Genomic DNA, 13645 nt, shown 5'->3' with positions numbered 1-13645 from the left:
GGAGGTCCGAGCCGAGAAGCGTCAGGGGCGGGGGAGGCGGTGCCCCGAGGGGACGGAGGCGGCGTCCGCGCCGGCGTCGCCGGGCCGGGAGCCGTGGGAGTCGCGGGGGCCGCCGCGGGGGCACAGGTGCGCGCGCTCCAGCACCGTGGCGACGAGGTCGACGATCTCCTCCAGCGGGCGGTCCGGTTCGGCGGCCACCATCGCCTCGGGCAGTCGCTCCAGCAGGCTGAAGAACGCGATGCTGGCGACCCGCGGGTCGAGCGGATGCGACCAGCGCGCCGGGCCCAGCAGGGCGGGGTAGCCGGTGTGCAGCCGTTCGCCGACGAGCCGGCGGGCCGCGTCCAGACGCGGGTGGCACGGCCGCCGGTCGAGCCAGGCCCGGGTGACGCCCAGATACCGCAGGTGGAAGGCGACGGTGTCGCCGAGCCAGCTCCGCAGCCCGGTGGGGTCGTCGCCGACGGTCGGGCCGATCCGCCGCAGCCGGCCGTCGAGCTCCGTGATCGTCTCGATCGCCTCGTCGCTCAGCGCCACCAACAGGTCGAGTTTCTCGTCGAAATACTTGTAGAAGGTGCCGCGTGCGTAACCCGCCTCAGTGACGATGTCGTCGACCGAGCATTGGTGGTAGCCCTTTTCGGTGAAACATCTGATCCCGGCGTCGAGAAGTCGCCGGACGGTCACCGTGGCGCGGCTGCTGAGTTGCCGCAGGCGCCCGTCCGGCGGCAGGACCGGTGGCGGGTCGGCCGCCGTGGCCGGCGCGGACCAGAGGCGTTCTCCGGTGCTCGGTGGGCGCGGGGTGGGGATCTCCCGACCCAGCTGGGCGAAAACACTCACCGGGGTGTGCGGGAAAAGGATGAGCTGGACGAGCACGGCGAGGTTGTCGGTCAGGTAGTCGGTGCCCGCCGCCGGGCCGCGGGCGGCCGGCCCGGCTCCGCCCTGTTCCCGACCGGGCGGTGTCTGCGCGTATCGGGTGTAGTTACAGCTGCTCACCAGCGCCGTCAGCGCCAGCGCGGCGTCGGCCGGGGCGAGGCCGGTCACCCCCGAGGAGGCGAGCCGCTGCGCGATCCGGTCCCGGTAGGCGGCCGAGAAACGGCTGACCAGTGGCGGTATCGCGGTGCCCGGCGAACTGACGTTCGCCCACTGCACGAACATCGTCGCGTACCTGTCGTACACCCAGGCCCACTCGCCGAGCCACCAGTGCAGATTGTCGAAGCCGAGCTCGCCGGGCTCCAGCGGGCCGATGCGGCGAACCACCCGCATGAGCGCGCCGCCGCATTCCTCGAGCAGCTCGACGAAGATCTGTTCCTTGCTCTCGAAATACTGGTACAGCGTGGCCCGGGACACCTCGGCGGCCTTCGCGATGTCGTCCACCGACGTGCCGTGGAAGCCCTGGGCCTCGAATAGCGCCAGCGCCGTGTCGACGATGCGCGTGCGGGTGCGTGAACCGCGTGCCCCCACCACCGGACTGGTGGGGCCGTAGCTCGCCCGTCGCAGGATCTCGTTCTCGGACATCCATGTCAGAGTATGCGAACGGATCGCGCTGCATTCCGTTCCGCGGCGCGGAACGCCGTTGCCCGCCGAAAGGTGGAATTGAGTCGGCTGGTCGGCTCTCGGCGGTCCCGGCGGGGCGGGCACCTGGATGAGGGGGAGGCACATGGGCGAGGCGCTGGACACGGTGCGGCGGATGCTGACCGCCTTCGACGAGGCGGACGACGTCACGCTGCGGTCGCTGCTCGCCGCCGACGTCGTCCTGGAGGCGCCCGGCCCGGTCCGGCTCACCGGGCGGGACGCGGTCGCCGACTACAGCGCCCGGTTCCTGGCCGCCTTCACCGACCTGACGGTGCGGACCCACGTCCTGGCCGAGCAGGGCGAGATGGTCGTCGAGGAGTACACGCTCGTCGCCACGCACGCCGCGACGTTCACCACGCCCACGGGGGAGGCCCTGGCGCCCACCGGCCGGCGGGTCTCGGTGCGCGTCGCCGAGGTCTACCGGGTCCAGGGCGGCCACATCACGGAGAACCGCTTCTACTTCGACGCGGCCCACCTGTACCGTCAGCTCGCGGCCGAGCCAGAGCCCGCGGCCGAGCCAGAGCCAGAGCCCGTGTCAGCCAGCTCGCGGCCGTGTCAGCTCACCCCGCCGTGCGCTGAGCCGTGACGAAGTAGCCGGCGACCGGCAGCCGCTCCGGGATCGGCCGGTGCAGCCCGGTCGCCACGGTGGTGGAGTCGATCTCCCGGCCGCGCCAGCCGTGGTCACCCAGCCAGGCGGGGGAGGCCCCCTCCAGGCCGCCCTTCCACAGGTCGGCGAACTCCCCCAGCGGGGGGATATGCCGGGCCTGCTCGATCATCTCGTCGGCCAGGCCCTTCGAGTCCTCCAGCGCGAGCCGGCTGCCCGGCGCCGAGAGGCGGGTGACGTCGGTGAGCAGGCGTTCGGCCTCCTCCGCGGACAGGTAGACGATGATGCCCTCGGCCAGCCAGGCGGTGGGCTCGTCCGGGCGGAAACCGGCGTCGAGGAGCCGGTCGACCCAGTCCTCGGTCAGGTCGGCCGGCACGGCGTGGCGTTCGCACCGCGGCCGGGTCCCAGCCGAGGTCAGGACCCGCTCCTTGAAGGTCAGCATGTCCGGCCGGTCCACCTCGAAAAGACGCGTCCCGGCCGGCCAGGAGAGCCGGAAGGCGCGGCTGTCGAGACCGGCCGCGAGCAGGACCACCTGCCTGATCCCGGCCTGCGCGGCGGCGAGCAGCTCGTCGTCGAAGAAGCGGGTCCGCACGATCAGATAGGTGGTCATCACCTCGGTGAGCTCGCCCAGCCGGTGCTCGGCGTCGGGCGGGAGCAGCGGCACCGCGTCGCCGGCCGCGGCCACGAACGCCGGTGCCAGCCAGTCGTCGAACAGCCGGTCCGGGCGGTCGTTCTCCCCGGCCCGGATCCAGGCCGTGGCCAGAGCCGTCCGTCCCACGCCCCGCGGAACCTCGTTCATGTACCGAACGTAGTTCAGCCCATCCGCCGGGTGCTGACGGTCGGCCCATTGCGGCACGGGTGTGGCCTTCGTCCCGGCCGGTGCGGGCCGGCGTCCGGGTCGGTGTCCGCGGCGGAGCCGGGACCGACGTCAGCGCTGGGCCGCGCCCGCTCCGGCGGCCCGGGTCAGCGTGGGCGCGGCGGCCATCCGGCCTGCCCGCCGCGTCCGGACGACGGGTCCCGAACCGGCCGCATGCACCGGCGGCCGGCGGCGACAGGCACTGCCCACCCCGGTCGGGCCGCGCCTACGGTGGCCCAGGTACCGAGGGATCACCTCGGTACCGGACCAGCGCCGACCCGGCGACGCCGCCCGGCGCCCCGGCGGCGACCTACGACCACGGAGGCCGTCATGACGCGGACCGACGCTCCTGCTCCGGCGACCATCGGCGCTCCGCTGGGCTCCGGTGCTGCGCAGCGCACCACCGACGAGGCGGGTATCCCCCGGTCGGGTATCCCGCGTGACCACGCCGGCTTCGGCGTCCTGACCTTCGACATCTGCGTGCGGCTCGTCGCCGGCGAGCGGATGGGCCGGGTCGCGTTCGTCGCGGACGGCGAGATCCTGGTGCTGCCCGTGAACTACATCGTGGACGGCAACACCGTCGCGTTCCGCTCCCGGGTGGGCTCGAAGCTCTCCGCCGCCACCAACCACAGCGTCGTCGCCTTCGAGGTGGACGGCTATGACGCCACCGTCGGCGTCGGCTGGAGCGTGCTGATCAACGGGTGCGCGGAAGCCGTCCGGGAGGACACCGAGATCGCCCGGCTCGAGGGCCGCGGGCTGGCGCCCTGGTCGGTGAACCTCGAGCGGCCGAGCTGGGTCCGTATCCACTGGGACTCGGTCTCCGGCCGGACGACCACCCGTCCGCCGTCCGCCGACGAGTGCTGAGCCGCCCGCCGAGCCGGCTGCTGGGCCGCCCGCCGAGCCGGCCGTTGGGCCGCCCGTCGAGCCGGCCGCCGACCCGGCGCCGGGGACGCCGGGCCCGCCGGTGCCCCCGGGCGGCCGGTGCCCCCGTGCCGTCCGTGCCGTCGTCAGCCCGTGACGCTGCCGTTCGGGGACTGGCCGATGCGGCGGCAGGCGGAGATGTCCTGCTGGTAGCCGAGGTCGAAGGCCTGCGCCCGCTGCATCGGCGTGCCGTGCGCGTCCGGGGCGGACGCCTCCTGGTCGAACCAGCCGCCGCGGGTGTCGCCGAGGCTGAAGAAGAGCATCGAGCCGTTCACCGCGTCGGTCGAGGTGAGCCGGCCCGCGTCGACCGCGAAGCGGGCCTGGCCACCGGCCAGGCAGTCGGCCTGGTTCTCCTCGGCCCGGGACACCGAACCGAGGGTCCCGCCGATCCGATCGCCGCGGTGGCCCAGCTCATGCATGATCACGAAAGCCGGGTAGGACGGCCCGCCGCTCTGGTTGAGCTGGGCCATGAAGTCGGTGCTGTACGCGACCGTGTCGTCGGTGGTGCAGTAGAGGGCGTTGTCGGCGAACACCTTCGGGTCAGTGACGCCGTCCGCGCACGCGATCCTGGGAATCTCGCCGTTGCGGTAGGGGACGTAGTGCGGCTGGGTCCACGCGGTGCCCAGGTGGGCGCGCCAGTAGCCGTTCACCGACCCCGGGCATTCGGCGGGCTCCGAGATCAGCGTGTCGACATCCGCCAGGGTTCCGATCTTCCCTCCGCAGGACGGGGTCTGTGCCCAGGCCGCCGAGGCACCCGTCGGCGGGATGCCCAACCAGCCCGCAAGCAGAAAGAACGAAAGGGCGAATACGGCCGCAACGGCCTTTCTGGCGCGCACGACGGCCACCGTAGAGGGCATTTCGGCCACCCGGGGCGGGGTCGGTCGACTCCATGGCACACCCGCCGTCCCCGGGATGGCCGAAATGGGTGTGCCCGTATTCCCGGACTACCGGTTCAGCCTGGGCAACGCCGTGCGGGTGACCTTCGCCATGCGGTCCGCGGCATTGTGTGACGGTCGTCCCGTACCCGTTCCGGGAGGCACCGACGGGTCATCCGAAATCCGCTCCGGGCCGGGCCGGAACCCCGCCCGGAGCGGATTTCGTCCCTACCCGGGCTCACGTCCGGCAGGTCGCTCCGGCGCAGGCGGCGAGGGAGTCCAGGCGGCTGTCGAGGCGGGCGACGAGCTCGGCGTTCGCCGCGCGTCCCGCCGGGGTCGCCAGCAGATTCGTGAGCTCGTACGGATCGTTGGACAGGTCGTAGAGCTCGCGCTCGTGGACCACGGTCCGGTCCGTGTCGTACCAGCGCACGTACGTGTACCGGTCGGTCCGCAGCCCGCTCCAGGCCGGGATGTCCAGGTAGTGGGCGACCGGGTCGGTGGCGGCCGCCACGATCGGCCGGCCGGGCACCTGCTCGGCGGCGATGCCGTCGTCACCCTGGCCGCCCGGGCCGGCGTACTGGCCCAGCAGGTCCGAGCGCCACCGGGCCGGGTCCTGTCCGCGCAGCAGCGGCGCGAGCGACAGGCCGTCGACGTCGGCCGGGACGGGCACCCCGGCCAGCTCCAGGAACGTCGGCGCGATGTCGATCGCGGCGACCATGTGGTCGTCGGTTCCCCGGGTCACCCCGGGCCCGGCGACGACCAGCGGGACCCGCAGCGACTCCTCGTACGGCGCCATCTTGTGGATCAGTCGGTGCGCGCCGAGGTTGTAGCCGTTGTCCGAGGTGAAGACCAGGTAGGTGTGGTCGAGCTCGCCGGTGTCGCGCAACGTCGTGACGATGTCGCCGACCATGTCGTCGAGCGCGAGCAGTGATCCCATCCGGTTCCGGTAGTCGGTGTCGTTGATCAGGTTCACCTGGGCGGAGCGGACCCCGGCGCTCGTCCGCAGCCAGGCGGGCTTGTCGCTGACGTCCGGCTCCCGGTAGTTGGGCGAGCGCGGCGCGAGATCGTCCGTGAACGGATTGTCGCTGTCGCGCGGCGCGGGCGGCAGTGGCAGGTGCGGCGCGGTCGAGGCGGCGTAGAGCAGGAACGGCTCGTCCTTCGCCGCCGCCCGCCGGAGGAAGTCCACCGACTTCGCGGCGACGACGTCGGTGGAGTAGTTCGCCGGGTCGGACGGCCCGCCGTAGTGCACGATCGTCCCGTTCTCGTTCAGCGCGTAGTCGTAGCCGGTGTAGAAGAAGTTGTCGACGCTGCCATACCATTCCGTCCAGCCCGGAGGAACGTGGTCGGGCGCGTCCTCGATGCCGTTCATGTACTTGCCGACGAGCGCGGTGTCGTAGCCGGCGTCCTGCAGGTACTTCGCGAAGGTGTGCTCCTCGTTGCCGTTCGCCGCGAACGTCGCCCAGCCACCCTCGTCGCCGCTGTTGGTGAGCACCCCGGTGTTGTGCCCGTACTTCCCGGTGAGCAGCGACCCGCGGGCCGGGCAGCAGATCGGGGTGGGCGCGAAACTCTCGGTGAAGGTCAGGCCGGCGTCCCGGATGAGCGCTGCCGTCTTCGGCATCGCCGCCCAGTAGGGCGAGGTGGTCGCGTCGAGGTCGTCGGCGGGGATGAAGACGAAGTTGGGCCGCTGCGTGTCGGCCGCCAAAGGTGTGTCGGCCGCCAGCGGCGTGGCCGACAGGCCGGGTGGTGTCGAGGGCTCCGGGCCGCCCGCGGCGGCGAACACCGCCGCGCCGAGGGCCGCGACGAGGAGACCGGCCGTCCCGATCCGGGCACGGGTTCCGCGGGGTCGATGTCGTCCAGGCACAGAGCGCTCCTTCTCTCGACCGTGGCCGGGCCGGCGGGCGACGGCCGGCCCATCCTGGTCGGCTCGGATTCGAGAAAGGCGAACGGAACATGTGCCCCGGATGTGAGCATCGGCGGCCCGGGAGCCGCCGACTCATCCGGCCGAGGAATCCGCGGGTCGATCCGCCCAGCCCTTCGGGCGGTCTCGGCGTTCTCGGGGGTCTGGGGGGTCTCGGGGGTCTGGGGGGTCTCAGCGGTTCCGGTGGTTCCGGGGGCCGCCGAGGTGAGTCGGCCTGATCCGGTCCGTGCGCTGGTCTGGCAACTCGGTTCGGCGTGAAGGCGCGGTGTGCCCGCGTGGGGCCGGTCGGTGGTGGTCCGCGGCGTAGGCGTCCACGTACTCCTGGCCCGAATGTTCGGCCAGCACCCGCATGAGCTCGTCCGTGGCGGATCTGAGCACCATCCGCTCGACCGGCGCGGGGCGGCCCGGCGGGCCGTCGGCCAGCACGCGGCGGTACCGGGAGAAGTCCAGGGGGCGGCCGACGACGATCTGGACCCGCCCGCGGCGCCAGCGGCGCCGGCCGCGTGGGCTCACCGCCTCGGTTCCCTTCACCACCACCGGGACGACCGGTGCCCCGGTGGCGAGCGCGACCCGGGCCACCCCCGTCCGGCCCCGGTAGAGCCGGCCGTCCGGTGATCTCGTGCCCTCCGGGTAGACCCCCCACGCGCCGCCGGCATCGAGGACCCGGACGGCGGCGGTGAGCGCCCCGGCCGCCGCGGCGCCACCGCGCCGGTCGACCGGCACCTGCCCGGCGGCGGTGAAGAACCAGCGGACCAGCCGCCCCCGCGCTCCCCGCCCGGTGAAGTACTCCTGCTTGGCCAGGAACGTGATCCGCCGGGGGACGAGGCGGACCAGGAAGAACGAGTCGGCCACGGCCAGGTGGTTGCCGGCCAGGATGACCGGCCCGCGGCGTGGGATGTGCTCCGCGCCGGTGACGCTCGGACGTCCCAGCAGGCCGAGTAGCGGTCCCACCACCAGCAGCTTGATCAGCCAGTACACCATGTGTCCGCCCACTCCTGACTCGCCCGGCCGGCAAGCGGCCTCCCGATGGGTAGACAGTGTCTACCCATCGGATAGTAGACACTGTCTACGTGACGGGTGACGGGACGCTGCGGTGCCGGCTGGTCGAGGTGGGCACGGCGATGCTCGACGAGGGCGGGCTGGCCGCCGTCAGCCTGCGGGCGATCGCGCGGCAGGCGGGCGTCTCACACGGCGCGCCCCGGCGGTACTTCCCCACCCATGCGGCGCTGCTCGCGGCGATCGCGGGCGGCGGGCTGGCCGACCTCACGTCCCGCCTGGCCCGGGTCCGGGCGGGACGCGAGGCGGCCGGAGCCTCCCCGCGCGAGTGCGTCGTCCACGCCGGATCCGCGTACGTCCGGTTCGCCCGCGAACGGCCCGCCATGTTCGAGCTGATGTTCCGGCACGACATCCTGGTCGGGTCGGGGGAGAACCTCCGCGGGCGGAGCCTGCCGCTGTTCGACGCCTGGACCGATCTCGTCCGGGCCGCGCTGCCCCCGCCGCCCGCCGGGGCCGGCGCTGACCCGGCTGACCTTGCGGAGCGGGCGCGCGGGCGGGCCCTGCTGGCGTGGACGCACCTGCACGGCATCGCCGTGCTCGCGGCCAACGACAGCCTGGGGCTGGTCACCGGATCACCCGATCCCACCGACCTGGTCGTCGAGGCGATCGGTGTCCACCTGTGCCCGGACGTCGGGCCGCGCTGATCCGCCTGCTCCCGGCACCGAGACTGTGGGCGAGGATGACCGGATTCCCGTAGTTGCCGAAGCCCGGATCGCCGAAGTTCCCGAGTCCCGAAGTTCCCGAAGTTCCCGAAGACTCGAAGTCCCCAAGGCCCGAAGCCCCGGAGTGACCAGCCGTGTCCCGACCCGCCGCCGCCGCGCCGTTCCAGCTCGCCGTGCTCGAGGCCGTCCTCGAACGGATCACGTACGCCAACGAGGAGACCGGCTACACGGTCGCCCGGGTCGACACGGGCCGCGGCGCGGACCTGCTGACGGTCGTCGGCGCGCTGCTCGGCGCCCAGCCCGGTGAGTCGCTGCGGATGCGCGGGCGGTGGGGCTCGCATCCCCAGTACGGCCGCCAGTTCCAGGTCGAGGACTACACGACCGTCCTGCCGGCGACCGTCCAGGGCATCCAGCGCTATCTGGGATCGGGCCTGGTCAAGGGGATCGGGCCGCGGTTCGCCGAGCGCATCGTCGAGCACTTCGGCGTCGACGCGCTGGACGTCATCGAGACCGAGCCGGCGCGGCTCATCGAGGTGCCGGGCCTCGGCCCCAAGCGGACGAAGGCGATCGCCGCGGCCTGGGAGGAGCAGAAGGCCATCAAGGAGGTCATGGTCTTCCTGCAGGGCGTGGGCGTCTCGACCTCGTTGGCGATCAAGATCTACAAGCAGTACGGGGACGCCTCGATCGGGGTGGTGCGCACCGAGCCCTACCGGCTGGCCGCCGACGTGTGGGGCATCGGGTTCCGCACCGCGGACACCATCGCGCAGGCGGTCGGCATCCCGCACGACAGCCCGCAGCGGATCAAGGCCGGCCTCGCGTTCACCCTCTCCGAGGCCACCGACGGCGGGCACTGCTTCCTGCCCGAGACCCGGCTGATCGCCGACGCGGTACGCATCCTCGGCGTCGACACCGGCGCGGTGATCGAGGGGCTCGGCGAGCTGATCACCGAGGAGGGGGTGGTGCGTGAGGACGTCCCGGGCGAGGACCCGGAGCAGCCGGTCGCCGCCGTGTACCTCGTCCCGTTCCACCGCGCCGAGATCTCCGTCGCGGGGCAGCTGCTGCGCCTGCTGCGGGCCGACGAGGATCGCCTGGCCGCGTTCGCCGCCGTCGACTGGGAGAAGGCGCTCGGCTGGTTGCACACCCGCACCGGGGTCGAGCTGGCGGCGGCGCAGCGCGAGGCGGTCACCCTCGCCCTCACCGCCCGGGTGGCGGTGCTGACCGGCGGCCCCGGCTGCGGGAAGAGCTTCACGGTGCGCTCGGTGGTCGAGCTGGCCCGCGCCCGGCGGGCGAAGGTCGTCCTCACCGCCCCGACCGGCCGGGCCGCCAAGCGGCTCGCCGAGCTCACCGGCCACGAGGCGTCCACCGTGCACCGGCTGCTGGAGCTGCGCCCCGGCGGCGACGCCGCCTTCGACCGGGACCGCCCGCTCGACGCCGACCTCGTCGTGGTGGACGAGGCGTCCATGGTCGACCTGCTGCTGATGAACAAGCTGGTCAAGGCCGTCCCGCCGGGCGGGCACCTGCTGCTGGTCGGCGACGTCGACCAGCTCCCCTCCGTCGGCGCCGGGCAGGTGCTGCGCGACCTGCTCGCCACCGGCACGCCGATCCCGCACGTGCGGCTGACCCAGGTGTTCCGTCAGGCCAGCGAGTCGGGCGTGGTGACCAACGCGCACCGCATCAACCGCGGCGACCATCCGCTGGTGCGCGGCCTGGACGACTTCTTCCTCTTCGCCGCCGAGGAGGCCGAGGACGCCGCCCGGCTCACCGCGGACGTGGTGGCACGGCGGATCCCGGCGAAGTTCGGCCTCGACCCGCGGCGCGACATCCAGGTGCTCGCGCCGATGCACCGCGGCCCGGCCGGCGCCGGGGCGCTCAACATCGCGCTGCAGGAGGCGCTCACGCCGAGCCGGCAGGACCGCCCCGAGCGCCGCTTCGGCGGCCGGGTGTTCCGGGTCGGCGACAAGGTCACCCAGGTGCGCAACAACTACGACAAGGGCGCGAACGGGGTGTTCAACGGGACGCTCGGGGTCGTCACCGCGCTCGACAACGACAACCAGACCCTGACCGTGCGCACCGACGAGGACGAGGACGTCGACTACGAGTTCACCGAGCTCGACGAGCTGACCCACGCCTACGCGGTGACGATCCACCGCTCGCAGGGCAGCGAGTACCCGGCCGTGGTCATCCCGCTGACGACCAGCGCGTGGATGATGCTGCAGCGCAACCTGCTCTACACGGCGGTGACGCGGGCGAAGAGGCTGGTGGTCCTCGTCGGCTCGCGCCGGGCCGTCGGGCAGGCGGTCCGCTCGGCCGGCCACGGCCAGCGGCACACCGCGCTCGCGCACCGCCTGCGGTCCGCCGGGCGTTCCGGATAGCTCGCCGGCCAGCGGTCGGCAGCCGGGGGTCGGTGGTCCGGGCCTTCGGTCTGCCGGTTGCTCCGGGTCTTTCGGCCCGCTCTCGGTGTCTCTGCGGCGTCCGTCCGGCACGGGCTGCTACAGTCTTCGCCAGGTCCTGAGCGCCAGCGTCAAGCCCCGGCTTGCTGGCCGGCAACCCTCCTCCGCGGTGGGGTGCCCCGGGTGTGACCAGGCCCGCGGCGAACCCGCCGTCGGCAAGTGCGGACCCCCTCTGGGTCCACCGGGGCCCAAGGAGGCTTCGCCGTGTCCTTTTCGCGTGCCGCGACTCCGTCTGCCACGACTCTGTCTGCCGCGACTCCGTCTGCCACGACATCGTCGGGCGTTGATCGGGCGGAGCTCGCCGTCGGCGCGTTGCTCGACGTGGTCGGGGCCGGCGTCCCCGTTCCGCTCGCCGACGGGCGCGAGGTTCCGTACGCCAACCTCGACCAGGCCGCCAGCGCGCCCTGCCTGCGCGGGGTCGCCGAGCACGTCGAGCGCGTCCTGCCGTACTCGGCGAGCGTGCACCGCGGAACCGGCTACTCCTCCGCGGTCTGCACCGCGCTCTACGAGGGGGCCCGCGACGCCGTGCGCACGTTCGTCGGTGGCCGTCCGGACGACGTCGTGATCTTCACCCGGAACACCACGGACTCGGTGAACCTGCTGGCCCGCAGCCTCCCGGCGCAGCCGCCCGACCTGGACTCGGCGCGTTCCTCCGGCGGTGTCGTCGTGTTCGACCTCGAGCATCACGCGAACCTCCTCCCGTGGCGGTCCCGACCGGGCTACCGGTGGGTGCCGGCCGCGCGCACCCGGGCCGAGACACTGCGCGCGCTCGCCACCGCCCTGGACGCGGCGCCGACCGCGCTCGTCGCGGTGACCGGCGCGTCGAACGTCACCGGTGAGGTGCCACCGCTCGCCGAGATCGTCCGGCTGGCGCGGGCGGCCGGCGCGCGGGTCTTCGTGGACGGCGCCCAGCTCGTCCCGCACCGTCGGGTCGACATGGCCGCGCTGGGCATCGACTACCTCGCCTTCTCCGGGCACAAGCTGTACGCGCCGTTCGGCGCCGGTGTGCTCGTCGGACGTCCGGACTGGCTGGCGACGGCTCCGCCCTACCTGGCCGGCGGGGGCGCGGTCCGCGAGGTGACCAGCTCCACCGTGGCCTGGGCGGACGGCCCGGCCCGGCACGAGGCCGGCAGCCCCAACCTCCTCGGCGCGACGGCGATCGCGGCCGCCTGCCGGCTGCTCGGCGCGCTCGACGCCCGCGACCTGCACGAGCACGAAGATCTGCTGCGCCGCCGCCTGGTCGACGGGCTGCGCGCGATCGACGGGGTGACCATCCACTCCCTGTGGGCCGACGGAGACGGGTCCACGGATGACGGCCCCGCGGACGACAGGGCCGCTGGAGACGGGGCTGCCGGTCGCGAGGCCGCCGAGGGCGGAGGCTCGGCCGGGCCACTGGCCACGGGGCCGGTCGGGGTCGTCACCTTCTCGGTCGCCGGGCATGACCCCGGGTTCGTCGCCGCGGTCCTCTCCGCCGAGCACGGCGTCGGGGTACGCGCCGGGCGCTTCTGCGCGCATCCACTGCTGGGGCGGCTCGGTGCCGAGGATGGCGCGATCCGCGCGAGTGTCGGCGTCGGCTCGACGAGCGCCGACGTCGACAGGCTGCTGGCCGGGCTGGCGGAGCTCGTCGGCCGCGGGCCGCGCCGGCGGTATCGCGAGCTGGGCGACGGAAGCTGGGGTCCGGCGTCCGACGGTCGCGCGCTGCCGCCCTGGGTCGCCGAGCACATGGCGGCCGGTGACGCCCCCGGTCGTGCGCCCGTGCCGGGCCACGCGCACGACCGGGCCGGCCTGCCCGCGTACTCCAGCCCCTGCGGGACCTGAGCCGGCGCGGGCGTGGATGTTTCTCGTCATGGTTGCGGACTCGCGGATGTCCGTCGTCCGGGCCCGGCTGCCCGCGTACGCTTCGCACGGGGCACTGTCGCGCAGGGAGGTGGCGGGCTTGACGATGATCGCCGGAACAGTGGCCGCGGGTGGCGGTGTCGCTCCGACACGGGCCGCCGGCTACCGGCCCGAGAGCGCCGGCCCGCCTGTGGAGCCGGTCGCGCCGCCGCTGCGCAGGCTGATCGGTGGGGTGCTGCGTCGGCTCCGCCAGGCGCAGGGCCGCACGTTGCGGGACGTCGCCGAGGCCGCGCAGGTCTCCATGCCCTACCTCTCGGAGGTGGAACGCGGTCGCAAGGAGGCCTCCTCGGAGGTACTGGCCGCGATCTGCCGGGCGCTCAACATCAGACTGGTCGACCTCCTCGCCGAGGTGATGGCCGAGCTGGTCCGCTACGAGCCGCTGCCGCTGACGACCGCCACCCCCACCGCCTCTCCCGGGGCCCGGGTAGCGACGGCCGCGGCCGACCTGGATGTCGTCGCGGGAACGCCGGCCACGGCGCACGCGGCCACGGCGCACGTGACGGCGGTCCATCCGTCCGCGACGCTCGGTTCCGTGGCGCTCGGCGGCCCGGATGCCGGAGCCGGTGTGGTGCATGCCTCGGCGAGCGTCCATCTCGTTGTCGCCCGGCGTGGCCGGGCGGTCCGCCGGGTTCCGGGCCACCGCCGTCGAGGGGGCACGATCCGGCTCGCCGCCCGACCGGGTCCGGGGCGTCCGCCGGCCCACCCGGGTGCTCTCGTGCGCCGCCGTTCGTGCTGGGCCGTCCAGTCGGTCGGCGCGCTCCCCACGACGCGCGGGGCGGTGGGGACGACAGCGCATGTTCAGCGCGTCCGCTGACCTGAGCCCGCCGCGGCTCTCCGCGCC

At 73.8% G+C, this 13645-nt stretch carries 11 protein-coding genes and 1 riboswitch; of the genes, 6 read left to right on the top strand and 5 right to left on the bottom strand.

What is annotated here, in order from left to right; translation table 11 throughout:
* Positions 1 to 21: 21 nt before the first annotated feature.
* Positions 22 to 1509 (bottom strand): TetR/AcrR family transcriptional regulator, encoded by a 1488-nt coding sequence (locus B056_RS0100510; RefSeq protein WP_018499939.1) that lies wholly within the window; start codon positions 1507 to 1509, stop codon positions 22 to 24.
* Between the two features lie 142 nt (positions 1510 to 1651).
* On the opposite strand from B056_RS0100510, the gene B056_RS0100505 reads away from it, so the two are divergent.
* Entirely contained in the window at positions 1652 to 2152 is a 501-nt protein-coding gene (locus B056_RS0100505; protein ID WP_018499938.1) for an ester cyclase, read from the top strand.
* On the opposite strand, the gene B056_RS0100500 is transcribed toward B056_RS0100505, so the two are convergent.
* Positions 2127 to 2969, bottom strand: a complete 843-nt coding sequence (locus tag B056_RS0100500) for an SAM-dependent methyltransferase (RefSeq protein ID WP_026239171.1) — start codon at positions 2967 to 2969, stop codon at positions 2127 to 2129. The genes B056_RS0100505 and B056_RS0100500 overlap by 26 nt on opposite strands.
* Positions 2970 to 3356: 387 nt before the next feature.
* On the opposite strand from B056_RS0100500, the gene B056_RS0100495 reads away from it, so the two are divergent.
* Entirely contained in the window at positions 3357 to 3890 is a 534-nt protein-coding gene (locus B056_RS0100495) for a pyridoxamine 5'-phosphate oxidase family protein (protein WP_018499936.1), read from the top strand.
* A 143-nt stretch (positions 3891 to 4033) separates the two neighbouring features.
* Here the strand turns inward: B056_RS0100495 and B056_RS0100490 are convergent, their stop codons facing one another.
* The 3 genes from B056_RS0100490 to B056_RS0100480 form a co-directional block, all read right to left on the bottom strand.
* Entirely contained in the window at positions 4034 to 4783 is a 750-nt protein-coding gene (locus B056_RS0100490; RefSeq protein ID WP_026239170.1) for a neutral zinc metallopeptidase, read from the bottom strand.
* A gap of 277 nt (positions 4784 to 5060) precedes the next feature.
* Complete coding sequence (locus B056_RS0100485) at positions 5061 to 6683, bottom strand: sulfatase family protein (RefSeq protein WP_026239169.1); 1623 nt, start codon at positions 6681 to 6683, stop codon at positions 5061 to 5063.
* Positions 6684 to 6911: 228 nt separating this feature from the next.
* Positions 6912 to 7721 carry a lysophospholipid acyltransferase family protein gene (locus tag B056_RS0100480; RefSeq protein WP_018499933.1) on the bottom strand — a complete coding sequence of 270 codons (810 nt, stop codon included), beginning with the start codon at positions 7719 to 7721 and terminating at the stop codon, positions 6912 to 6914.
* Between the two features lie 89 nt (positions 7722 to 7810).
* Between B056_RS0100480 and B056_RS0100475 the strand changes: the two genes are divergently transcribed.
* From B056_RS0100475 to B056_RS45880, 4 genes are all read left to right on the top strand, one after another.
* Entirely contained in the window at positions 7811 to 8440 is a 630-nt protein-coding gene (locus tag B056_RS0100475) for a TetR/AcrR family transcriptional regulator (protein WP_018499932.1), read from the top strand.
* 152 nt (positions 8441 to 8592) lie between these two features.
* Positions 8593 to 10830, top strand: coding sequence for an SF1B family DNA helicase RecD2 (recD2, locus tag B056_RS0100470; RefSeq protein WP_018499931.1), 2238 nt, complete (start codon positions 8593 to 8595; stop codon positions 10828 to 10830).
* Positions 10831 to 10962: 132 nt separating this feature from the next.
* A riboswitch (SAM riboswitch) is annotated at positions 10963 to 11076 on the top strand.
* 144 nt (positions 11077 to 11220) lie between these two features.
* A complete protein-coding gene (locus B056_RS0100465; RefSeq protein WP_018499930.1) occupies positions 11221 to 12726 on the top strand; it encodes an aminotransferase class V-fold PLP-dependent enzyme in 1506 nt (501 codons plus the stop codon).
* 124 nt (positions 12727 to 12850) lie between these two features.
* Entirely contained in the window at positions 12851 to 13618 is a 768-nt protein-coding gene (locus tag B056_RS45880) for a helix-turn-helix domain-containing protein (protein WP_154676778.1), read from the top strand.
* Positions 13619 to 13645 lie beyond the last annotated feature (27 nt).

Origin of the sequence: Parafrankia discariae (genome assembly GCF_000373365.1) — a bacterium.
Lineage (GTDB): Bacteria > Actinomycetota > Actinomycetes > Frankiales > Frankiaceae > Parafrankia > Parafrankia discariae.
This window is presented reverse-complemented; position numbering and strand designations above follow the sequence as displayed.